Source organism: Bradyrhizobium manausense, from assembly GCF_001440035.1.
Taxonomy (GTDB): domain Bacteria; phylum Pseudomonadota; class Alphaproteobacteria; order Rhizobiales; family Xanthobacteraceae; genus Bradyrhizobium; species Bradyrhizobium manausense.
Genome location: NZ_LJYG01000099.1, coordinates 74,575 through 95,505 on the forward strand (window position 1 = coordinate 74,575; position 20,931 = coordinate 95,505).

A 20,931-nucleotide genomic window follows, 5' to 3' on the forward strand; every position below is an offset into this window, starting at 1 on the left:
CCCTCACCCCAACCCTCTCCCCGCAAGCGGAGCGAGGGAGAGCACCTTCATCTCACAGCCGCGTCACACGCAGCCGCAGCGCGTTGCCGACCACGCTGACCGAGGACAGCGCCATCGCGGCGGCCGCGATGATCGGCGACAGCAGCACGCCGAAGGCGGGATAGAGGATGCCGGCGGCGATCGGGATGCCGGCGGCGTTGTAGATGAAGGCGAAGAACAGGTTTTGCCTGATATTGCTCATCGTCGCCTGCGACAGCTTTCGTGCGCGGACGATGCCGGTGAGGTCGCCCTTCAGCAGCGTGACGCCAGCGCTTTCCATCGCCACGTCAGTGCCGGTGCCCATGGCGATGCCGACTTCGGCCGCGGCCAGCGCCGGGGCGTCGTTGACGCCGTCACCGGCCATCGCGACGCTGCGCCCGGCCTTTTGCAGTTTTGTTACGACCGCGCTCTTCTGGTCGGGCAGCACCTCGGCTTCCACATCGGCGATGCCGAGCCGGCGTGCCACCGCTTCGGCCGTGGTGCGGTTGTCGCCGGTCAGCATGATCACCTTGATGCCTTCGGCCGCGAGCGCCTTGAGCGCTTCCGGGGTCGAAGCCTTGACCGGATCGGCAATCGCAAACAGGCCGGCGAGCTTGCCGTCGATGGCCATGTTGATCACCGTGGCGCCGTCGCCGCGCAGCCGCTCGGCCTCGCTGTCGAGTGCCTTGGTGTCGATACCGATCGATGTCAGATATTTTGCGTTGCCGAGCACGATGCCCTTGCCGTCGACCTTTCCCGCCGCGCCCTTTCCGGTCGGCGAATAGAACTCCTCGACCTGGCTCAGCGCCATCTGCTTCTCCTTCGCCGCACGCATGATCGCATCGGCCAGCGGATGCTCGCTGGCGCGCTCGACGCTGGCTGCAAGCCGCAGGATGTCATCCTCCGCAAAGCCTGATGCCGGCACGACCGACACCACCTTGGGCTTGCCCTCGGTCAGCGTGCCTGTCTTGTCGACCACCAGCGTGTCGATCTTCTCCATCCGCTCCAGCGCCTCGGCGTTCTTGATCAGCACGCCCGCCTGCGCGCCGCGGCCGACACCGACCATGATCGACATCGGGGTCGCAAGGCCGAGCGCACAGGGGCAGGCGATGATCAGCACACTGACGGCGGCGACGAGGCCGAAAGCGAGCCGCGGCTCCGGCCCGAACCAGGCCCAGGCGGCGAAGGCGGCGATGGCGACGACGATGACGGCCGGCACGAACCAGCCCGCGACCTGATCGGCCAGCCGCTGGATTGGCGCGCGCGAGCGCTGCGCGTCCGCGACCATCTGCACGATCTGCGACAGCAGCGTCTCGCGGCCGACCTTGTCGGCGCGCATGATGAAGCTGCCGGATTGATTGAGCGTGCCGGCAATGACCTTGGCGCCAGTCTCCTTGGTGACCGGCATGGACTCGCCTGTCACGAGCGACTCATCGAGCGAGGAGCGTCCTTCCAGGATGATGCCGTCGACAGGCACTTTCTCGCCGGGACGAACGCGCAGGCGATCACCGGCATGGAGCGTGTCGATTTCGACCTCGTGCTCGCTGCCATCGGCATCGACGCGCCGCGCGGTCTTGGGTGCAAGCTGGAGCAGCGCCTTGATCGCACCCGACGTCGCATCGCGGGCGCGCAGCTCCAGCACCTGGCCGAGCAGCACCAGCACCGTGATCACGGCGGCCGCCTCGAAATAGACGGCAACCGCGCCTTCATGGCCGCGGAAGGTGGCGGGGAAGATCTGCGGCGTGAGGGTTCCGAGCAGGCTGTAAACATAGGCGACGCCCGTGCCCATCGCGATCAGCGTGAACATGTTGAGATTGCGCGTCAGCAGCGACTGCCAGCCGCGGACGAAGAATGGCCAGCCGGCCCAGAGCACCACGGGCGTTGCGAACACCAGCTGGATCCAGTTCGACAGTGTCGGATCGATCCAGTTGTGCGGACCGGCGAGATGGCCGCCCATCTCCAGCACCACCGGCGGCAGCGACAGCACGCCGCCGATCCAGAACCGGCGCGTCATGTCGGCGAGCTCGGGGTTGGGCCCGGTCTCTAGGCTCGCGACCTCAGGCTCCAGCGCCATGCCGCAGATCGGGCAATTGCCCGGCCCGACCTGGCGGATCTGGGGATGCATCGGACAGGTGTAGATGGTGCCCGCGAGCATCTCGGGCTCGGGCGCTTTGTCCTTGGCAAGATATTTTGCGGGATCGGCAGCGAATTTGGCACGGCAGCCGGCCGAGCAGAAATGGAAGATCTCGCCCCGATGCTCAAACCGGTGTTTTGACGTCGCGGGATCGACCCTCATGCCGCAGACGGGATCGAGCACTTTCGCAGCCGTTCCGCTGTGGTCGTGATGATGCTGGGCGTGACCGGCATGATCGCCTTGATCGCCTTGGCCGCCGCAGCATGACGAGGCCGCAGGCTTGGTGGCCGGCGCAGCAGCCTTGCTGGAACAGCCGCAGCCGGACTGAGTTTCTCCGTCGTGATGATGCCCGTGATCCGCGCCGCTCATTCCTGCACTCCCGCCTTGCAACCTATACCCGGTAGGGGTATATAGGCCCCATGCGCAAGGACATCAAGGCATCTGTCGGAAAACGCCTCGGCCGAATCGAAGGTCAGGTTCGCGGCCTGTCGAAAATGGTCGAGGAAGACCGCTACTGCATCGACATCGTCACGCAGATTTCGGCGGTGCGCGCCGCTCTGCGCCGGGTCGAGGAAGAGGTCTTGAAGGATCACGTCGCCCACTGCGTCGAGCACGCGATTGCCAGCGGCGACAAGGCGGACCAGCGCGAGAAGATCGCGGAGTTGATGGCGGTGATCGGACGGGCAGAGCGGTAGGGCGTGCTCCCTCCGCCGTCATTGCGAGCGAAGCGAAGCAATCCAGACTGTCTCCGCGGAAGCGGTCTGGATTGCTTCGTCGCAAGAGCCCCTCGCAATGACGGCGGTTGAGGCGATATCGCGCCACACTCTCAGGTGCCGTCCCGGCCTTCGCCGGGACGACAGTTGTTTACGCCGCCCTTTCGCGAGCCGGCCTGCGCTGCCGTGGACGATACATCGCCAGCTTCTTCAGCAGCGGAACATGCTGCGCATCTACTTGCTCATTCGAAACTTCAGCCTGCGCTTCTTCGTCAATCGCTTCAGGAACGAGCGGCGGCGCACGGAGCGTTTCTGGAAACACACCGAACGAGCCCGCTACCTCCTCGAGCGGCTTTTGCTTGTCGGCCCAGTGCAGGGCTGTGTAGTCGAAGCCGTGCACGATGGTGGGTTTGACCACTTCGAAATAGGGCGAGATGTCGAAGTCGCGGGGCATGTAGAGCGAGGAATCGCGGATGTGCAGGATCTCGCGGCGGGCGGCGCGGCTGCCGGCCTTGGTGATCTTCGGCAGGATCGGATAGCGCACGGCGTCGAAGGCCTGCGCGATCAGCGCCGAGCAGATGATCTTGGTCGGATCGCCCGAGCCGAGCGCGATCATGCGCCGCCGCCAGCGCTGCGGCACCGGCAGCGGGAACAGGAAACGCATCAGGTCCAGGATGTTCTTGGTGTCGTAGCCGAAGCCGATGCGGTTGATCGCATAGCGGCAGACCGTGTTGCGGTCCTCGTAGGACAGCCCGACCGGCCGGCAGAGGCGGGTGTGGTAGGGGAAATATTTCGACAGCGGCGCGGAGGTGACGCCCTCGCCGATATTGGCCTCGATCAGCACATGCGGCTCGCCGTCGGGCTCGACCGCGCCTTCGACCGGGCCGACATAGAGCGCGGCATGCGACCAGGTCGACTGCGTCAGATATTTGATGATGCCGGAGATGCGGTTGTTGCCCTCGACCAGCATGACGTCGCCGGGCTGGATCACGCCGCGCAGATGCTCGGGGTCGCTGGGTGTGAACGGCTCATAGCCCGGCACCTCTTTCGAGAGGTATGCGGCTATCAACTTTCCGACTGAATCTAGGACCGTCCCCATGAACTCCCCCGGGGGCCTTTCTGGCCGTCTTTTTTTCCATCTGTATCATGGTCGAAACCCGTTGCAATTCAGTTCATGACCTCTGTGAGTTCAAGCACGATTGATTCACCATGATGGTTGCTGCGCAACATCAGATGCGGCAAGGTTCGCCGGCTGTTCCCGTTCGCCGCAAGTCTCCGGAAACCATGACATGACAATCACGCGCCGCAGCTTCCTATCGGCGTCGGCGGCCTTTATGTCCGCGCCGGTCCTGAGCGCCGCGGCGGCGCCATTGCCGCGCGAGGCTGACATTGTCGTGATCGGCGCGGGTGCGGCCGGCATCGCTGCGGCGCGGCGCGTCATGGCGGCCAACCGCAAGGTGATCGTCGTCGAGGCGGCCTCGCAGATCGGCGGGCGCTGCATCACGGACAGCTCCACCTTCGACGTGCCGTTCGATCGCGGCGCACGCTGGCTGCATAATCCCGACACCAACCCAATGATCCGGCTCGCGCGCAGCGCCGGCCTCGATGTCTCTCCGGCACCGTCGGGCCAGAAAATGCGCATCGGCCGCCGCAATGCGCGTGCGGGCGAGACCGAGGAGTTTCTGGCGGCGCTGGTGCGCGCCAACAGGGCGATCGACGAGGCCGCGCGCGGCAAGCTCGATACCTCATGCGCGTCGGTGCTGCCGAAGGATCTCGGCGACTGGGCGGGCGCGGCGGAGTTCCTGCTCGGCGCGGGCTTTGCCGGCAAGGATCTGAAGGAGCTGTCGGCGATCGACAAGGCGCGCGCGCAGGACCGCAATGCCCCGATCGCCTGTCGCCAGGGTCTCGGCACCCTGATCGCCAGGCTCGGCGAGCAGGTGCCGGCAGTGCTTTCGACGCCGGCGAGCCGGATCGTCTGGAGCAATCGCGATGTCAGCGTGGAGACGCAATCCGGCAAGATCGCCGCGCGCGCCGCCATCGTCACGGTGTCGACCAATGTGCTGATGTCAGGTGCGATCAAGTTCGCGCCTGATATCCCCAAGCGCACGCTGGATGCGGCGTCAAAGCTCGCGCTCGGCAGCTACGATCACATCGTGGTGCAATTGCCGGGCAATCCGCTCGGGCTGTCGCGCGACGACATCCTGATCGAGCAGAGCAACTCGACGCGCACCGCGCTGATGTATGCCAATATCGGCGGATCGTCGCTGTGCTCGATCGACGTCGGCGGCTCGTTCGGCCGCGATCTCTCGGCGCAGGGCGAAAGCGCAATGACGGCCTTCGCGAAGGAATGGATCACAAAATTGTTCGGCAGCGAAGCTGCGGCCGCCGTGAAGAAGACCGCCGCGACGCGCTGGAACGCCTCGCCCTATGTGATGGGCGCGATGTCGGCGTCCTCGCCGGGCGGCCAGCTCTCGCGAAAGATTTTGACCGAGCCGATCGGCAATCTGTTCCTCGCCGGCGAAGCCACGCACGAGACGCTGTGGGGCACCGTCGACGGCGCCTGGGACAGCGGCGAGCGCGCCGCGGACGCAGCGCTCCGCAAGATCGGCGCGATCAGGGACGAGCCGGCGGATGTACCGACGCAGTCGACGAAGCGCCGGCGGGCGCCGCGGCAGTAGGGGCAGAGGCAATCAAGCCGCATCAAACTCCGCCGTCGTCCCGGCGAAGGCCGGGACCCATAACCACAAATCTTGGTTGGGCGAAGATTTGGAGTTCGGTACTTTGACCCGTCACATCGATAGATCACGCGGTATGGGTCCCGGCCCTCGCCGGGACGACACTACCGCAACGCGCGATCCAGCACCGGCAGTCCGGTGACCACCGCGATCGCGATCAGCATGTAGCAGATCCTGCGAAACACCGTCTCGCTGGCGCGGCCGAACAGCGAGGCGCCGAAGGCGACGCCGAGCGCATAGACCGGGCCGACGATCAGCGACAGCACCAGCGACTCGCGCGAGATCAGGCCTGTCGTGGCATAGCTGACCATCGAGAAGCAATCCGAGGCGCCGAAGAACAGCAGGATATTGGCGCGCGCGACCAGCGGAGCGATGGGCCGGCCGAGCCAGTAGCCGACGATCGGCGGACCGCCGGTTTGTGCAAGCCCGCTGCAGAAGCCGGAGAGACCGCCGATGCCGACAGAGAGCCAGACGTGGTCCTTGCCGCGATAGCGCCAGCCCGACAGCAGCAGCAGAAGAAGCGCTGCGACGAAGCCGGAGATGATCCAGCGCGTGGTGACGGGCTCGAGCACGCTGAGGAAATAGGTGCCGAGGGGGACGCCGACCAGCGCGCCCAGCACGATCACCGCGGTTGCCTTGCGATCCGCCTTCCGCCAGGCATCAGGCAGCAGCGGCGCGGCGGCAACGAAGTCGATGACGAGGAGGAGTGCCGCGACCAGCCGCGGCGCCGCGACGCTGCTCGCGAGCGGCATGAAGATCAGCGCCGAGCCGAAACCGGAGAAGCCGCGCGCGGTGCCCGAAACGAAAGCGATGGCGCAGAGCGCCATCGCGATGGTGAGACTGACGTCCTTGGGGAGGAAGTCGGTGATGCTCATGCCCTGTCATTCCGGGGCATCACGCCCTCAACGTGCCGCCGGTCTTCTTCGTGACATCAGCCACGATCCTGGCGGCGACGGCCTCGATCTCCTGATCGGTCAGCGTCTTCTCGCGCGGCTGGATCGTCACCGCGATGCCGACCGACTTCTTGCCGTCGTCGATGCCCTTGCCCTCGTAGACGTCGAAGACGTTCACGCCGGTGATCAGCTTCTTGTCGACGCCTTGCGCGGCGCGGACGATGTCGCCGGCCTTCACCGTGCGGTCGACGATGAAGGCGAAGTCGCGCGTAACAGGCTGGAATGCCGAGAGCTCGATCGGCGGCTTGGCGCGGGTCGGCTTCTTCTTGGCTTCCGGAACGCGGTCGAGAATCACCTCGAACACCACAAGCGGACCGTCGGCGCCGAGCGCTTCCAGCGCGCGCGGATGCATCTCGCCGAAAGTGCCGAGCACGTTCTGCGGGCCGATCTGGATCGTGCCGGAGCGACCCGGATGCAGCCAGGCCGGACCACCGGCGACGATCTGCAGCGCCTGCATCGGTGCGCCGCTTGCTGCCAGCACCGCGAGCGCATCGGCCTTGGCGTCAAACACATCGGCCTGTGCCGAGCCGGTCCAGTGCCGTCCGAGACCTTCGGACGAAGCCAGGCCGCGCCGCACGCCGCTCGCCGCCATGAACTGGTCTTGCGGGCGATCGCCCCTGAAGACCTGGCCGACCTCGAACAGCGCGACATCGCCATAGCCGCGATCGGCATTGGCCTGCGCGGCAGCGACCAGTCCCGGCAACAGGCTCGGCCGCATGTCGGAGAGATCAGCGGCGATCGGATTGGCCACCTCCAGCTCGCGCTGGCCGCCGCCGAACAATTGTGCCGCGGCCTTCGTGATGAACGACCATGTCACCGCCTCGGTCATGCCGCGGCTTGCCAGCGCGCGCCGGGCACGGCGGGTGCGCAGCTGCAGCGGAGTCAGCACCGATTTGCGCGCGTCCTCGCCGCGCTCGAACGGCGTCATCGGCACCTTGTCGACGCCGTAGATGCGGACGACTTCTTCAACGATATCGGCCTTGCCATGCACGTCGGAGCGCCATGAGGGCACCGCGACCTTCACGACCGGACCCGGGCCCGCCATCATGAAGCCGAGATGGGTGAGGATGCGCTTCATCTCCGGCACCGGCACCTCGATGCCGGAGAGCCGCTTCACCTCGGTGACGGGAAAATCGATGATGCGATCATCGCCGAAGGCCTTGCCGACCACGACGTTCTCCGACGGCGTGCCGCCGCAGAGCTCCATCACCAGCTTGGTGGCGAGCTCCAGCCCGGGCACCATGAAGGCCGGATCGACGCCGCGCTCGAAGCGGTAGCGTGCGTCCGAATTGATGCCGAGCTTGCGGCCGGTCTGGGCGATGTTGATCTCGTTCCACAGCGCCGATTCGATCAGCACGTCGGTGGTGGTCTCGTCGCAGCCCGACGCTTCGCCGCCCATGATGCCGGCGAGCGATTCGACGCCGTGCTCGTCGGCGATCACGCAGATCGAGGGATCGAGATCGTAGGTGCGGCCGTCGAGCGCGAGCAGTGTCTCGCCCTCGCGGGCATGGCGCACGACCAGATTGCCCTTCACCTTCTTGGCGTCGAACACGTGCAGCGGGCGCGCGCGGTCATAGGTCATGAAGTTGGTGATGTCGACCAGCGCGTTGATCGGGCGCAGCCCGATCGCCGTCAGCCGCTTCTGCAGCCATTCCGGCGACGGCCCGTTCTTGACGCCGCGGACGAGGCGGAGCGCAAAACCCGGGCACAGCTTGGCGTCCTCGACCGTGACTTTCACGGGACAAGGGAATTCGCCTTTGATCGGCTTGATGGTCGGGTCCTTGAACTTGCCCATGTCGGCGGCGGCAAGGTCGCGCGCGATGCCGTGCACGCCGGTGCAGTCCTGCCGGTTCGGCGTCAGATTGATCTCGATCACGGGATCGCCGAGCGCGGCCCATTCGGCGTAAGCAGCGCCAACAGGCGCATCCGCCGGCAATTCCATGATGCCGTCATGATCGTTGGAGAGCTGCAGCTCCGCCGCCGAGCACAGCATGCCGCGGCTCTCGACGCCTCTGATGGTGCCGACGCCGAGCGTGATGTCCTTGCCGGGGATATAGGTGCCGGGCGGTGAGAACACGCTGACGAGCCCGGCGCGCGCATTCGGCGCCCCGCACACCACCTGCACCGGCGCGCCACCGTCGCCGGTGTCGACCATGCAGACGCGCAGCCGGTCGGCATTGGGATGCTGCTCGGCCGAGATCACCTTCGCGATGGTAAAGGCCTTCAGCGCCTTCGCCTTGTCCTCGATATTCTCGACCTCGAGCCCGATCATGGTGAGCTTGTCGGCGAGCTTGTCCAAGGGCTCGTCGGTGTCGAGATGATCCTTCAGCCAGGAGAGGGTGAATTTCACGAGCTCAGCCCTCCCGCGAGTGTCGGCACTTCGAGCGGCCTGAAGCCGTAATGGTTCAGCCAACGGACGTCGCTGTCGAACAGCTGGCGCAAATCGGCGATGCCGTATTTCAGCATGGCGATGCGGTCGATGCCCATGCCCCAGGCAAAGCCCTGGTACTCGTCGGGATCGATGCCGCAGGCGCGCAGCACGTTCGGATGCACCATGCCGCAGCCGAGAATCTCGAGCCAGTCCTCGCCTTCGCCGAAGCGGATCTCGCCCTTGTCGCGGCGGCACTGGATGTCGACTTCCAGCGACGGTTCGGTGAACGGGAAGAACGAGGGGCGGAAGCGCATGTTGATGTGGTCGACCTCGAAGAACGCCTTGCAGAACTCGTGCAGGATCCATTTGAGGTGACCGAGATGCGAATGCTTGTCGATGACGAGGCCTTCGACCTGGTGGAATTGCGGCGTGTGGGTCGCATCCGAATCGATGCGGTAGGTGCGGCCCGGGCAGATCACGCGGATCGGCGGCTTCTGGCTCAGCATGGTGCGCACCTGCACCGGCGAGGTGTGGGTTCTAAGCAGCATGCGCGAGCCGTCCTCCTTCGGATGGAAGAAGAACGTGTCGTGCATCTCGCGCGCCGGATGGCCTTCCGGGAAATTCAGCTTGGTGAAATTGTAGTCGTCGGTCTCGATATCGGGCCCTTCGGCGACCGAAAATCCCATGTCGGCGAAGATCGTGGTCAGCTCGTCCCAGACCTGGCTCAGCGGATGGATGCGGCCCGTTTCAGCCTGCGCATCGCGTAGCGGCAGCGTGACGTCGACGGTCTCGGACGCCAGCCGCGCATCGAGTGCCGCGGACTTCAGCACGTCGCGCCGTGCGGCGAGCGCCTCGGTGACCTTGTCCTTGGCCTGGTTGATCGCCGCTCCTTGCGTCTTGCGCTCGTCGGGCGACATCTTGCCGAGCGTGGCCAGCAGCGCCGAGATCGAGCCCTTCTTGCCGAGGGCGGCGACGCGCACCGCTTCGAGCGCGGCTTCATCGCCGGCGGCCGCGATCTGGTCGAGGATGGATGCTTCAAGCGTTGCGAGGTCGGACACAGTCAAATCCTTGGCTCCAAATTCGGCTGGGTTGTCGCCGCCCGAAGGGCGTAACGTCAAGCAAAAAGCCGGTCATTTCGGCTTCTCGAGCGGCTGGGTTGAACCTCGCGCGGGGGCCGGGCACCAAGACTGGATGCGAGGAGACTTTGTGATGCTTTCGAAATGCTGTCTGGCGGCTGCCGCCATCGTCCTGTCGGTCGCCGCAACGCCTGCGCGCGCCATCGTCTGCATGGACACATCCATGACGTTGGACGAGGTCGTGGACGCCATCGGCGCCCAGAAGGGCTGCCAAAGTGCAATGAAGCTGGCTCAGGACTGCGCGCTGACCGCGAGCGGCGATGTCCAGCTCGGCGCCGCCGTCGAAAAGAAGTGCGAGGCGGACTTCAAGCCGGGCCTCAGTGCCGCACAAGCGCAGGCGTACAAGAGCGAGATGCACGCGTGCGACATCAAGTACCGGAACAAGTCCGGTACCATGTACATCTCGTTCACGGCTTTCTGCCGGGCGGAGGTCGCCCAGCGTTACTCTGAGCGTGCGCTGAAGGCTGCGGGCACGAAGCCCCGCTAGCCCAAGCCTCAGGCCGCGAGCGCAGCTTTGGCCTTCTCGGCGATCGCCTGGAACGAGGCGGGCTCGTGGATCGCGAGATCCGACAGCACCTTGCGGTCCACGGTGATGCCCGACTTGGCGAGACCGTCGATAAATCGGCTGTAGGTCAGGCCGAACGGACGGACCGCCGCGTTGAGACGCTGGATCCACAGTGCGCGGAAGGTGCGCTTCTTGCGCTTGCGGTCACGGAAGGCGTATTGCTGGGCCTTCTCCACGGCCGGCTTGGCGGCGCGGATGGTGTTCTTGCGGCGGCCGTAGAAGCCCTTGGCGGCCTTGTAGACTTTCTTGTGCTTGGCGTGGGCGGTCACACCGCGTTTGACGCGAGACATGACAATTATCCTTCAGAGATGACTTTGTTTTCGGAGTGCCGCGAAGGACGCGGCAGAGATGGCATCGATCTTCGACGTCCTTGGACGCGATCAGGCGTTCGGCAAGAAGTACTTCTTGACGTTGTCGCCGTCGGTCTTGAACAGCACAGCGGTGCCGCGGAGCTGACGGATCTGCTTCTTCGTCCGCTTGATCATGCCGTGACGCTTGCCGCGATGGGCGAACATCACTTTGCCGGTGGCAGTCACCTTGAAGCGCTTTTTAGCGCCCGATTTGGTCTTCAGCTTGGGCATTTGGCTCTCCTAATGGCCAAAGAACTCCGCCCGCGAAGGCGGTCTGGCCGTCAAAAATGCTCGTTAGAGCGTTGATTGTGCTCAGGTTTTTGCGACAAAGCGCGAAACCCACACGAAACACCGCCACGGCAGCCCTAAATCAGCCGGGCGATGAAGGCCGGGCTTATGACAGAGAACGGGCCAGAAGGCAACGATGAACCGGCCAAAGCTGCTCGCCGACTATTGGGGGTCACTACCCCATCGTTCATGCCGTCCCGTTCGGAGCAGGACCAAAATGGCCTATTTCTCTCTATCGATTTTGTCTGTTGTCGCCCGCCCGCGCCACCTTGCACTGTTCGCCGTGCTCGCTGCGGCTGCCGTTCCATCGAGCGCCGATGCCCGCATCGGTGGTTATGACGGCGTCTGGAACGTCACCTTCGCCACCACCCGCGGCGTCTGCAGCTCGGGCTACAGCGTCCCCTTCACCGTCACAGGCAACCGGGTGTCGTCCGCTGGCGGCGGCCGGGTGTCCGGCACCGTCAACCGCGGCGGCGCCGTCGCGGTCCAGGTGTCCGTCGGCGCCTCCCACGCCAGCGGCGGTGGNGGCCGGCTCGGCGGTACGGCAGGGGCCGGCTCCTGGAGGGGCGTCATCTCCGGCGACCAGTGCAGCGGCACCTGGCAGGCGACAAGGACCTGAAAACAAAACGGCCCGCCGGAGATCCGGACGGGCCGTTGAAACTTCGGCTCTAGCACGCCGATCTCAGCGCGGCGCCAGCACCATGACGACCTGACGGCCCTCGAACCGGGCGTCCTGCTCGACCTTGGCGAGCTCGGCGACGTCGGTCTTGATCTTGTCCAAAAGCTTGGTGCCGATCTCCTGGTGCGCCATTTCGCGGCCACGATAGCGCAGGGTGATCTTGACCTTGTCGCCCTCTTCGAAGAACCGCAGCATCGCGCGCATCTTCACGTCGTAATCGTGGTCGTCGATCATCGGGCGGAGCTTGATCTCCTTGATCTCGACGGTCTTCTGCCGCTTGCGGGCTTCGGCGGCTTTCTTCTGGGCGGAATACTTGTACTTCCCGTAGTCCATGATCTTGCAGACGGGAGGGCTGGTATTCGGCGAAATCTCGACGAGATCCATGCCAGCTTCCTGGGCCATCTTGACGGCCATCATCGTCTCGACGGTGCCCTTGTTGTCACCGTTCTGGTCGATCAGCTGGATCTGCGCGTTGCGAATATCATCATTGATGCGCGGCCCGTCTTTGCTGGCTGGGGCCGGGGCTCTATTGGGACGGCGAATGGGTGGTTCTCCAAAGTTGTGAAAGGAAGCGGCTATTTTGAAGGAAGATGCTGATGCCGGCAAGCAAGTCGCCCGTGCCGGAAGCGAGAAACCCTCAAATGCGAGGCATTTTGGTCACGCCTATCGGCACGGTGCTCGACATAGACACCTTGCCTCTGTTCCGCAAGCGTCCCAAAGGGACAATGCCGAGATAGGCTTGCCTCGCGGAATACGCCTTGGGACCTCAAACCCCACAACAAGAGTAAACGTTCCATGACCTCAGCAATTCCCGATGCCGTGCTCGACTTCATCGATGTTGGCGAGGGTTCGTCGGCGCGCCGGATCGCGGTTCGCCACCGCGCCGGGCGAGGATCTGGGCCCGGCCAAGGACCTGGTCTCGTCTGGCTCGGCGGTTTCAAATCGGACATGCAGGGCGGCAAGGCGGTAGCGCTGGATGGCTGGGCCGGCGAGCATGGCCGCGCCGCCGTCAGGTTCGACTACTCCGGCCACGGCGAATCCAGCGGCGATTTCGCCGATGGAACCATCGGCAGCTGGCTCGAGGACAGCATCGCCGTGTTCGAGCGCTTCTGCACCGGCCCGCAAATCCTGATCGGCTCCTCCATGGGCGGCTGGATGGCCCTGCTGCTCGCGCGCGAGATCAAGAGGCGCCAAGAGAGCCTGCAAGAGAACCAGCAAGAGAACCAGCAAGCCAAAGCCTCGCTCGCGGGCCTGGTGCTGATCGCACCCGCGCCCGACTTCACCGAAGAGCTGATCTGGAAGAATTTTTCGCCCGAGGTGAAGCAGGAGATCGAGACCAAGGGCTTTTGGCTCAGGCCATCCGAATATGGCGACGGCACGCCCTATCCGATCACACGCAAGCTGATCGAGGAGGGGCGCAACCATCTGGTGCTCGGCGGCGCCATCGATCTCGGCTGTCCGGTGCGCATCCTGCAAGGCGCCCAGGACCCTGACGTGCCGTGGCAGCACGCGTTTGCGCTGACCCACCGCCTGCCGGCCGACGACGTCGTGCTCACCCTGATCCAGGACGGCGACCACCGCCTGTCCCGCCCGCAAGACATCGCGCGCATTCTTGCCGCGGTGGCGGAGATCGGGTGAGGGGATAACCGTCATTCCGGGGCGCGACGAAGTCGCGAGCCCGAATCCATCGGGCCGCAGAAATGGTGGTGGAATGGATTCCGGGTTCGCGCTACGCGCGCCCCGGAATGACGGGCAGTGTAGCTACCGCTTCGACGGATTCGCCATCGGCTTGCGCTGCGCCAGCGCTGCCACCGTCGCGGTGCCGATCGGGCCCTGCTCGTCGTAGAGCCAGCATTCGCCGATCGCGACGCCATCGGTGGCGTGATGGTTTACCACTTCGAAGCCGATCCAGTTCGTCACCGGCAGGCGATGCAGATAGATCGTCACGTCGCTGTTGATGTAGCCGAGCCCCTTGTCGCCGGCGTTGGCAAACGGACTGGCGAAATCGGCGCCAACAGCGACATGCACGAACGGCGTCATCGGCATGCCGGCCACGAGCTCACGCACCTCGCTCATCCAGAGCCGGCGCGGTCCGAGCGAACCCATGTGTCCGACGATCGGCCGCGTCGTCCATTTGCCGTTCATGCCGAGCCTGGGATCGGTGGGTTTTGGAATGTCTGATGGCTTCGGCACGTCCCAGTTCGGCGGCGACCAGACATTGCCGTCAGGGTTCTGCGTCCGCCGCAACATCTGGCACGAGGCGCGCGCCATGCTGACGCCGCCGGAGAAGAATTCCGCCTCCACCACACGGATGCGCATTCCGTCACGCACCAGCTTTGTTGTCACGTTGATCGGCTTGTCGATGGTCGGCAGCCGAAACATGTCGACGGTCAATCGCGCCGGCACGAAGTCAGGACCGGAATGGCGCTCCTCGATGGCGAAGCCGAGCAGGCCGACGATGACGCGTCCGTGCAGCGATTTCGGATCCCAGGGGCCGCTCGCCACTTCCGTCGGATGGAATGTCTCGCCGTCGCGGGTGAAGAAAGGGATGTTTGTCATGGCGCGCGAGATTGCGGGAATGAACGGGGAAATCAAGGGTGATGCACGTCCCCACACTCCCGCTGTCATCGCCCGGCTCGACCGGGCGATCCAGTACGCCGAGGCAGCAGTGATTGAGCCGAAAAGCCGCGGCGTACTGGATTCCCCGCCTTCGCGGGGAATAACAGCGGTGGGTTAGGAGGCGGCTTGCCACTCCTCACGCACACTCTGGTCCGGCTCCTTGTTCAGCGCATCGGCTTGCATCGCCTCGAACTCATCCCTCTCCAGCAACTGCCGCAACGCCCACACCGCAGCGCCACGCACCAGAGGGTTCGCATCGTCAAGCAATCGCCGCGCCTCGTCCGCCAACGTAACGTCGCCGGAATTGCCAATCGCGATCAGCACATTGCGCAGGAACCGGTCGCGGCCAATCCGCTTCACCGGCGACTTCGTGAACAGCGCGCGAAACGCGGCGTCGTCGAGTCGCGCCAGTTCGGCCAGCTCCGGTGCACGCAACTCATGCCGCGCGCCGAGTTTTGCTTCGCGGCCCTGTTGCGCAAACTTGTTCCAGGGACACGCCGCCAGGCAATCGTCGCAGCCATAGATGCGGTTGCCGATGGCCTTGCGAAACTCCTGCGGGATAGGTCCCTTGTTCTCGATGGTCAGATACGAGATGCAGCGCCGCGCATCGAGCTTGTAGGGCGCCGGAAACGCCGCGGTTGGGCAGATGTCCAGGCAAGCCCGGCACGAGCCGCAATGGTCGATCTCGGCGGAGTCGCGCGGCAGTTCGAGCGTGGTGTAGATCGCGCCGAGAAACAGCCATGAGCCGAATTCGCGCGAAACCAGATTGGTGTGCTTGCCCTGCCAGCCGAGATGCGCGGCCTGCGCCAAGGGCTTCTCCATCACCGCCGCGGTGTCGACGAATACTTTCACTTCGCTCGGGGCAGTCGCGACCAGCCAGCGCGCCAGCGCTTTCAGCCGTTTCTTGATGAGGTCGTGATAATCGTCGCCCTGCGCATAGACCGAGATCGCCGCGCGCGTGCGCTGCTTCAGGATCGCGAGCGGATCCTGGTCGGGGCCGTAATTGACGCCCAGCATGATCACGCTGCGCACGTCGCTCCACAGCCCGCGCGGATCGACGCGCCGCTCCGGCTGACTCGCAAGCCAGTCCATGTCGCCGTGTCCGCCCGTGGCGATGAATTCGAGAAAATGCGCGCCGGCCTTCTCGATCGTGCCAGGCTCGGTGATGCCGATGCAGTCGAAGCCGAGCGCGCGCGCTTCGCGTGCCAGCTGAGCCTTCAGTTCAGTCGGATCAAGGCTCAGAAATCCAGGTCCACGTAGGTTCGCGACGCCGGCACGCCCGCCAGCCACTCGCTCAGCAGCGGGCGGAACGACGGGCGGGATTTCACCCGCGCGTACCACGCCTTTGCTGCGTCGTCCTCGCTCCATGGCACGTCGCCCAGATAGTCGATCGCCGAGAGATGCGCCGCGGCGGCGAGATCCGCGTAAGTGAGCCGGTCGCCGGCAAGGAAGTTACGCGTCTGCGCCAGCCAGCCGATATAGGCGAGATGATAGCGCACGTTTGCTTTGGCAGCGCGCATGATATCGGCTGAGGGCGGCCCACCGCCGTGCTCTTCGCTCATGAAGCGCTTGTAGATGCGCTCGGTGACGAGCGGGTGCGACACTTCCTCGAAGAACTTTTCGTTGAACCAGGCCATCAGCCGGCGCACCTCGACGCGCTCGGCGATCGTCTCCGGCATCAGGCGCTTGGGTCCCATCTCGGCGCCGTAGGCCTCGTCGAGATACTCCGCGATGATCGCGGCGCCCGGGATCGGCGGTTGCTCGTCGTCCACCATCACAGGCGTCGTGCCGGCCGCGTTGAGCAGCAGAAATGCCTCGCGCCGTTCCCAGCTGCGTTCTTCCGTGAGCCTCAATTCGAGCCCGTATTCGCCCGCGATCAGGCGGATGAAGCGCGAATGCGGGCAAAACGGATGATGGAACAGCGTAAACATGCAGCCTTTGACTATTTGATGGTGCTTAAGAATCCATCAATGTTGTGCGGTGCCACACTAGTCCTTCAAATCAGTGAGGCAAGGCGCGATAGCGCATTTTGCGATTGCGAGCGAGGGGCGAATAGGCGAGAAGAGCCCCGCTTTTCCAGCGGAAATGGACCGTAAATATGTCAGATGCAATACGGGCAGTGATCCTCGGCATCATCGAGGGTGTAACCGAGTTCCTTCCCGTGTCCTCGACCGGCCATCTGCTGTTGGCCGAACGCTTCTTCGGCCTCGGCGAGGGCGCGTTCTGGGATTCGTTTACGGTTCTGATCCAGCTGGGCGCGATCCTCGCGATCGTCGGGCTCTATTTCAAGAAGCTGTGGGACGTCGCGATCGGCATGTTCACGGGCGATGCCTATGCGCGACGGTTCGTGATCGGCGTGCTGGTGGCGTTCCTCCCCGCCGTCGTCGTCGGCCTCGTTGCCGGCAAATATATCAAGAGCGTGCTGTTCAATCCCTGGGTCGTGTGTTTCACGCTGATCGTCGGCGGCGCCATCCTGCTCTGGGTCGACCGGCTCGATCTCAAGCCGCGCGAGCATGACGCCACCAAATTTCCGCTGCTGATGTATCTCTATATCGGCATCGCGCAGTGCGTCGCGATGATCCCGGGCGTGTCGCGCTCCGGCGCCAGCATCGTCGCGGCGATGCTGCTTGGCGCCGACAAGCGGGCGGCGGCGGAGTTCTCGTTCTTCCTCGCCATCCCCACCATGATCGGCGCCTTCGCCTACGATTTCTACAAGAACCGCTCCGAGATGACGATGGACCATATGGGCATCGTCGCGATCGGTTTCGTGGTGTCGTTCATCACCGCGATCATCGTGGTGAAGAGTTTCCTGGAATACGTCACCCGCCACGGCTTCGTGGTGTTCGCCTGGTGGCGCGTCATCGTCGGCACGCTCGGCCTGATCGCGCTGGCGCTGGGGCGTTAAGTTTTGTGGTCCTCCTGTAGCCCGGATGGAGCGCAAGCGTAATCCGGGATCGTGCCACAAGCGCTGCTGCCCCGGATTGCGCGGAGCCTGTCATCGGGCGGCGCGTCGCGCCGACCCGTCGGCTCCGTCCGGGCTACGCCAACGGCGCTACGCCGTTAACCTTTGAAAACTCGCCGACAAGCCTCAACCCAATATCAGCTTTTGACCGCTAGGCAGTTCCTGGGGCGGGATGGCCCGCAGGCGGAGCTGTGCGATGACGACAGTCAGCGGCTGGGGGCGCTTCCCGGTCGTCGATAGCGAAATGCTGAGGCCGCGGTCGTTCGAGGCTGTGGGGGAGGCTGTCGTTGCCGGCTCGGTAGCGAGGGGCAATGGCCGCGCCTATGGCGATGCCGCGATCGGCACCGCCAGAACCATCACCATGACGGCGTTCGACCGGGTGAGGTCGTTCGATCCCGTGACCGGCCGCATTCGCGTTGAAGCCGGCGTGCTGCTGTCCGACCTGATCGACACCTTTGGCCCACGCGGCTTCCTGCCATCAGTGGTGCCGGGCACGCGCTTCGTCTCGGTCGGCGGCGCGATCGCCGCCGACGTGCATGGCAAGAACCATCATTGCGAGGGCGGTTTCGGCCGCTACGTCGATAGCATCCTGCTGCGCACCGGTTCCGGCGAGACCATCGAAGCCTCGCGCGAGCAGAATTCCGATGCCTTCTTCGCAACCGTCGGCGGCATGGGCCTCACCGGCGTGATCCTCGAAGCGACGATGCGGCTTCGCCCGGTCGAGACAGGCTGGATTCGGGAGCGGGTGATCTCCGCGTCCGATCTCGATGCGGCCATGCGCGCGCTGGAGGCCGGCGATTCCGCGACTTATTCGGTGGCGTGGATCGATTGCGTGGCGCGCGGGCGTAACCTTGGCCGCTCCTTGATCTATCTGGGGGAGCATGCCGGCCGGGACGAGCTGGCCGAAGGCGCAGTGGTGTTTCCCGTCGGCAAACCACCGGCGCTCGCGGTGCCGCTCGACCTGCCGTCGGTCACGCTCAATCCCACCAGCGTCCGTGCCTTCAACGAGCTCTATTACCGCGTGGGCGCGCGCCGCGCCGGTGGCGATCATGTGGTCTCGCTCTATCCGTATTTCTTCCCGCTCGACAGTCTCGGCGGCTGGAATCGCATTTATGGACGGCGCGGCTTCCTGCAGCATCAATGCGTGATCCCGGAGGCTGCCGCGCGCGAGGTACTCGGCGACATCCTCGATCGCGTCGCGAGGCGCGGCGATGCGTCGTTCCTCGCGGTGCTCAAGAAGCTCGGTCATGGCGACGGGCTGCTGTCGTTTCCGCTGCCCGGCTACACGCTGGCGCTGGATTTCCCGGTGAACGGCGACATCCTGACTTTCCTCGACGAGATCGACCGCCTGGTCGTCGCCGCCGGCGGCCGGCTCTACCTCGCAAAAGACTCACGCCAGTCGCGCGCGACGTTCGAGGCCGGCTATCCGGCGTTGCAGCGCTTCAAGGCGATCCGCAAGTCGCTCGATCCCGACGGGGCGATCCGCTCAAAATTGTCACAACGCCTGTTCGATGAGGTTTAAGCGGTGACGTCACGCAAGTCAGTTCTGGTGCTCGGTGGCTCCTCCGATATCGGCCGCGCCGCCGCGCGCGCCTTCGCCAAGGCCGGCTACGATGTCGCGCTCGCAGGTCGCGATGCCGCAGCGCTCGAGCCTGACGCCGCCGATCTGCGCGCGCGCTACGATATCGAAGCGAGCACGCGAACCTTCGATGTGCTCGACACCGCATCTTTTGACGGCTTTGTCGCCGGCCTTCCCGTCTTGCCCGACGTCGTGATCTCGATCGTCGGATTGCTGGGTGTGCAGCAAAAGGCCGAGAGCGACCTCGCCCACGCCGCCACCATCATGCGCTCCAATTATGAGGGACCGTCGCTGATCCTCGGCCTGTTCGCGGAGAAGTTTTTAGGCCGCGGCAACGGCACCATTGTCGGCGTGTCGTCCGTGGCCGGTGATCGCGGCCGCGCCTCGAACTATGTCTACGGCTCGGCGAAAGCAGGCTTCTCCGCCTTCCTCTCAGGCCTGCGCGCCCGCGCCAGCCGCGGCGGCGTGCATGTCGTCACCGTCAAGCCGGGCTTCGTCCGCACCAAAATGACCGAGGGCATGAAGCTGATCGGTCCGCTCACGGTCGAAGCGCCTGTCGTCGGCGATGCAATCCTCCGCGCCGTCGAGAAGAAGACCGACGTCGTCTATGTCAGCGGCATCTGGCGCGTCGTGATGCTGATCATCAAGGCGCTGCCGGAAGTGGTGTTCAAGAAGCTGAAGTTTTAGAGCCGTCTTTCGCCGCACCATCGGTGCGCTCCCTCTCCCGCAAGCAAGCGGGCGAGGTGAGCACCTCACACACCCATGCGCTGGAACTGGCCCTGCGGGCGGAAGCGCCAGAGATATTGCGGGGCGATCGCTTCCAGCGAATCGGGGGTGATGCCGAGCCCTTCCAGCGTCAGGCCGGCGGCCTTCGCCGCGTCCGACACGACATTGTCGCGCTCGAGCAGCGTGACCTGGTCCGGCGTCAGCTTGAAGGTACCCGGGGCGAATTGCAGGAGGGCGGCCTTGAGGCGGGCGAGGCCGAACGACAGCGGCACCAGGGTGCGTTCGCGGTCGGTGATCGCGAGGATGGTCTCGATGATCTCGCGCATGGTCAGCACCTCAGGCCCGCCCAGCTCGTATGTCGCGCCCGCCTTGGCCTTGCCGTCGACGGCATCCGCGATCGCGGTGGCGACATCGCCGACATAGACCGGCTGCATCCGCGTGCTCCCGCCGATCAGCGGCAGCACCGGCGACAGCCGCGCCAGGGCCGCGAAGCGGTTGGTGAACTGGTCCTCGGGGCCGAACATCACTGAGGGGCGGAAGATCGTGGCCGACGGCACCGCCGCGCTCACCGCGGCCTCGCCGGCGGCCTTGGCCTTGGCATAGCCCGAGGGCGAATCAGCATCGGCGCCGATCGCGGAGACATGGATCAGGTCGGCACCCGCCGCGGCCGCCGCCTTGGCGACGGTCTCGGCGCCCTTGGCCTGGACGGCGTCGAAGGTCTGGGCGCCGCCCTCGGTGAGGATGCCGACCAGGTTGATCACGACATGCGAATCACGCACCGCCGCCTCGACCGATCCAGGGTAGCGCAGGTTCGCCTGGATGGTGTGGACCTGGCCGACCTTGCCCGAGGGCTGCAGGTATCCGGCCAGTTCCGGCCGCCGCACCGCGACCCGGATCCGGTAATCCCGCCGGCACAGCGCCCGAACCACATTCCGGCCCAAAAACCCCGATCCGCCGAAAACCGTGACGAGAGTTTCCAGATTCGATGCCATGGAGGTCCATTCCTGCAGGAAGAGTGCGCGATATCAGGCTTCTACCGGGGCGGTGTGCGATGCGCAATCGGCATCCAGAACCATGAATTGACAACGGCGTCACCGAACCGT

General features: G+C 65.1%; 21 protein-coding genes. 9 read left to right on the forward strand and 12 right to left on the reverse strand.

Annotated elements, in window-relative coordinates; translation table 11 throughout:
- Nucleotides 1–52: 52 nt before the first annotated feature.
- Entirely contained in the window at nt 53–2,521 is a 2,469-nt protein-coding gene (locus AOQ71_RS24350) for a heavy metal translocating P-type ATPase (protein WP_057752146.1), read from the reverse strand.
- A 50-nt stretch (nt 2,522–2,571) separates the two neighbouring features.
- Between AOQ71_RS24350 and AOQ71_RS24355 the strand changes: the two genes are divergently transcribed.
- Nucleotides 2,572–2,847, forward strand: coding sequence for a metal-sensitive transcriptional regulator (locus tag AOQ71_RS24355; protein ID WP_007598521.1), 276 nt, complete (start codon nt 2,572–2,574; stop codon nt 2,845–2,847).
- 169 nt (nt 2,848–3,016) lie between these two features.
- Here the strand turns inward: AOQ71_RS24355 and AOQ71_RS24360 are convergent, their stop codons facing one another.
- Nucleotides 3,017–3,964 (reverse strand): YiiX/YebB-like N1pC/P60 family cysteine hydrolase, encoded by a 948-nt coding sequence (locus AOQ71_RS24360; RefSeq protein WP_057752150.1) that lies wholly within the window; start codon nt 3,962–3,964, stop codon nt 3,017–3,019.
- Between the two features lie 190 nt (nt 3,965–4,154).
- Here AOQ71_RS24360 and AOQ71_RS24365 point away from each other — a divergent pair, with 190 nt between their 5' ends.
- Nucleotides 4,155–5,543, forward strand: a complete 1,389-nt coding sequence (locus AOQ71_RS24365; RefSeq protein WP_057752153.1) for a flavin monoamine oxidase family protein — start codon at nt 4,155–4,157, stop codon at nt 5,541–5,543.
- A gap of 161 nt (nt 5,544–5,704) precedes the next feature.
- On the opposite strand, the gene AOQ71_RS24370 is transcribed toward AOQ71_RS24365, so the two are convergent.
- Genes AOQ71_RS24370 through pheS form a run of 3 tightly spaced genes read right to left on the reverse strand, consistent with a single transcriptional unit; the run spans nt 5,705 to nt 9,982 of the window.
- Complete coding sequence (locus AOQ71_RS24370; RefSeq protein WP_057752156.1) at nt 5,705–6,475, reverse strand: sulfite exporter TauE/SafE family protein; 771 nt, start codon at nt 6,473–6,475, stop codon at nt 5,705–5,707.
- A 19-nt stretch (nt 6,476–6,494) separates the two neighbouring features.
- A complete protein-coding gene (pheT, locus tag AOQ71_RS24375; RefSeq protein WP_057752159.1) occupies nt 6,495–8,903 on the reverse strand; it encodes a phenylalanine--tRNA ligase subunit beta in 2,409 nt (802 codons plus the stop codon).
- On the reverse strand, nt 8,900–9,982 hold the full coding sequence (gene pheS, locus AOQ71_RS24380; RefSeq protein WP_057752162.1) for a phenylalanine--tRNA ligase subunit alpha: 1,083 nt from the start codon (nt 9,980–9,982) through the stop codon (nt 8,900–8,902). The genes pheT and pheS overlap by 4 nt, the downstream gene beginning before the upstream one ends.
- A 31-nt stretch (nt 9,983–10,013) precedes the next feature.
- Here pheS and AOQ71_RS24385 point away from each other — a divergent pair, with 31 nt between their 5' ends.
- On the forward strand, nt 10,014–10,547 hold the full coding sequence (locus AOQ71_RS24385) for a hypothetical protein (protein WP_430648647.1): 534 nt from the start codon (nt 10,014–10,016) through the stop codon (nt 10,545–10,547).
- A gap of 8 nt (nt 10,548–10,555) precedes the next feature.
- On the opposite strand, the gene rplT is transcribed toward AOQ71_RS24385, so the two are convergent.
- Together rplT and rpmI are read right to left on the reverse strand one after the other, a co-directional pair.
- A complete protein-coding gene (gene rplT, locus AOQ71_RS24390) occupies nt 10,556–10,915 on the reverse strand; it encodes a 50S ribosomal protein L20 (protein ID WP_014490867.1) in 360 nt (119 codons plus the stop codon).
- A gap of 90 nt (nt 10,916–11,005) precedes the next feature.
- On the reverse strand, nt 11,006–11,206 hold the full coding sequence (gene rpmI, locus AOQ71_RS24395) for a 50S ribosomal protein L35 (RefSeq protein ID WP_008143958.1): 201 nt from the start codon (nt 11,204–11,206) through the stop codon (nt 11,006–11,008).
- Between the two features lie 274 nt (nt 11,207–11,480).
- On the opposite strand from rpmI, the gene AOQ71_RS48380 reads away from it, so the two are divergent.
- Nucleotides 11,481–11,788 (forward strand): hypothetical protein (locus AOQ71_RS48380; protein ID WP_245317096.1); only part of this gene is annotated, 308 nt, incomplete at its 3' end.
- 157 nt (nt 11,789–11,945) lie between these two features.
- Here AOQ71_RS48380 and infC read toward each other — a convergent pair.
- Nucleotides 11,946–12,485: a translation initiation factor IF-3 gene (gene infC / locus AOQ71_RS24405; protein ID WP_083514473.1), complete on the reverse strand. Its 540-nt coding sequence runs from the start codon at nt 12,483–12,485 to the stop codon at nt 11,946–11,948.
- A gap of 252 nt (nt 12,486–12,737) precedes the next feature.
- On the opposite strand from infC, the gene AOQ71_RS24410 reads away from it, so the two are divergent.
- Nucleotides 12,738–13,580: an alpha/beta hydrolase gene (locus AOQ71_RS24410; RefSeq protein ID WP_057752176.1), complete on the forward strand. Its 843-nt coding sequence runs from the start codon at nt 12,738–12,740 to the stop codon at nt 13,578–13,580.
- 123 nt (nt 13,581–13,703) lie between these two features.
- Here the strand turns inward: AOQ71_RS24410 and AOQ71_RS24415 are convergent, their stop codons facing one another.
- Entirely contained in the window at nt 13,704–14,501 is a 798-nt protein-coding gene (locus tag AOQ71_RS24415) for an acyl-CoA thioesterase domain-containing protein (RefSeq protein WP_057752179.1), read from the reverse strand.
- Between AOQ71_RS24415 and AOQ71_RS45355 the strand changes: the two genes are divergently transcribed.
- On the forward strand, nt 14,500–14,679 hold the full coding sequence (locus tag AOQ71_RS45355) for a hypothetical protein (RefSeq protein ID WP_057752182.1): 180 nt from the start codon (nt 14,500–14,502) through the stop codon (nt 14,677–14,679). The two genes, AOQ71_RS24415 and AOQ71_RS45355, sit on opposite strands and share 2 nt — an antisense overlap.
- On the opposite strand, the gene queG is transcribed toward AOQ71_RS45355, so the two are convergent.
- Together queG and AOQ71_RS24430 are read right to left on the reverse strand one after the other, a co-directional pair.
- Complete coding sequence (gene queG / locus AOQ71_RS24425; RefSeq protein ID WP_057752184.1) at nt 14,676–15,851, reverse strand: tRNA epoxyqueuosine(34) reductase QueG; 1,176 nt, start codon at nt 15,849–15,851, stop codon at nt 14,676–14,678. The genes AOQ71_RS45355 and queG overlap by 4 nt on opposite strands.
- The gene (locus tag AOQ71_RS24430) at nt 15,800–16,492 is read right to left on the reverse strand and encodes a glutathione S-transferase family protein (RefSeq protein ID WP_057752187.1); all 693 of its coding nucleotides are present in this window, start codon (nt 16,490–16,492) and stop codon (nt 15,800–15,802) included. The genes queG and AOQ71_RS24430 overlap by 52 nt, the downstream gene beginning before the upstream one ends.
- A gap of 167 nt (nt 16,493–16,659) precedes the next feature.
- Here AOQ71_RS24430 and AOQ71_RS24435 point away from each other — a divergent pair, with 167 nt between their 5' ends.
- From AOQ71_RS24435 to AOQ71_RS24445, 3 genes are all read left to right on the forward strand, one after another.
- The gene (locus AOQ71_RS24435) at nt 16,660–17,466 is read left to right on the forward strand and encodes an undecaprenyl-diphosphate phosphatase (RefSeq protein WP_057752190.1); all 807 of its coding nucleotides are present in this window, start codon (nt 16,660–16,662) and stop codon (nt 17,464–17,466) included.
- A gap of 253 nt (nt 17,467–17,719) precedes the next feature.
- Nucleotides 17,720–19,045, forward strand: a complete 1,326-nt coding sequence (locus AOQ71_RS24440; RefSeq protein ID WP_057752373.1) for an FAD-binding oxidoreductase — start codon at nt 17,720–17,722, stop codon at nt 19,043–19,045.
- A 3-nt stretch (nt 19,046–19,048) separates the two neighbouring features.
- A complete protein-coding gene (locus AOQ71_RS24445) occupies nt 19,049–19,789 on the forward strand; it encodes an SDR family oxidoreductase (RefSeq protein ID WP_057752193.1) in 741 nt (246 codons plus the stop codon).
- A gap of 65 nt (nt 19,790–19,854) precedes the next feature.
- On the opposite strand, the gene AOQ71_RS24450 is transcribed toward AOQ71_RS24445, so the two are convergent.
- Nucleotides 19,855–20,820, reverse strand: a complete 966-nt coding sequence (locus tag AOQ71_RS24450) for a complex I NDUFA9 subunit family protein (RefSeq protein ID WP_057752195.1) — start codon at nt 20,818–20,820, stop codon at nt 19,855–19,857.
- Nucleotides 20,821–20,931: the final 111 nt, after the last annotated feature.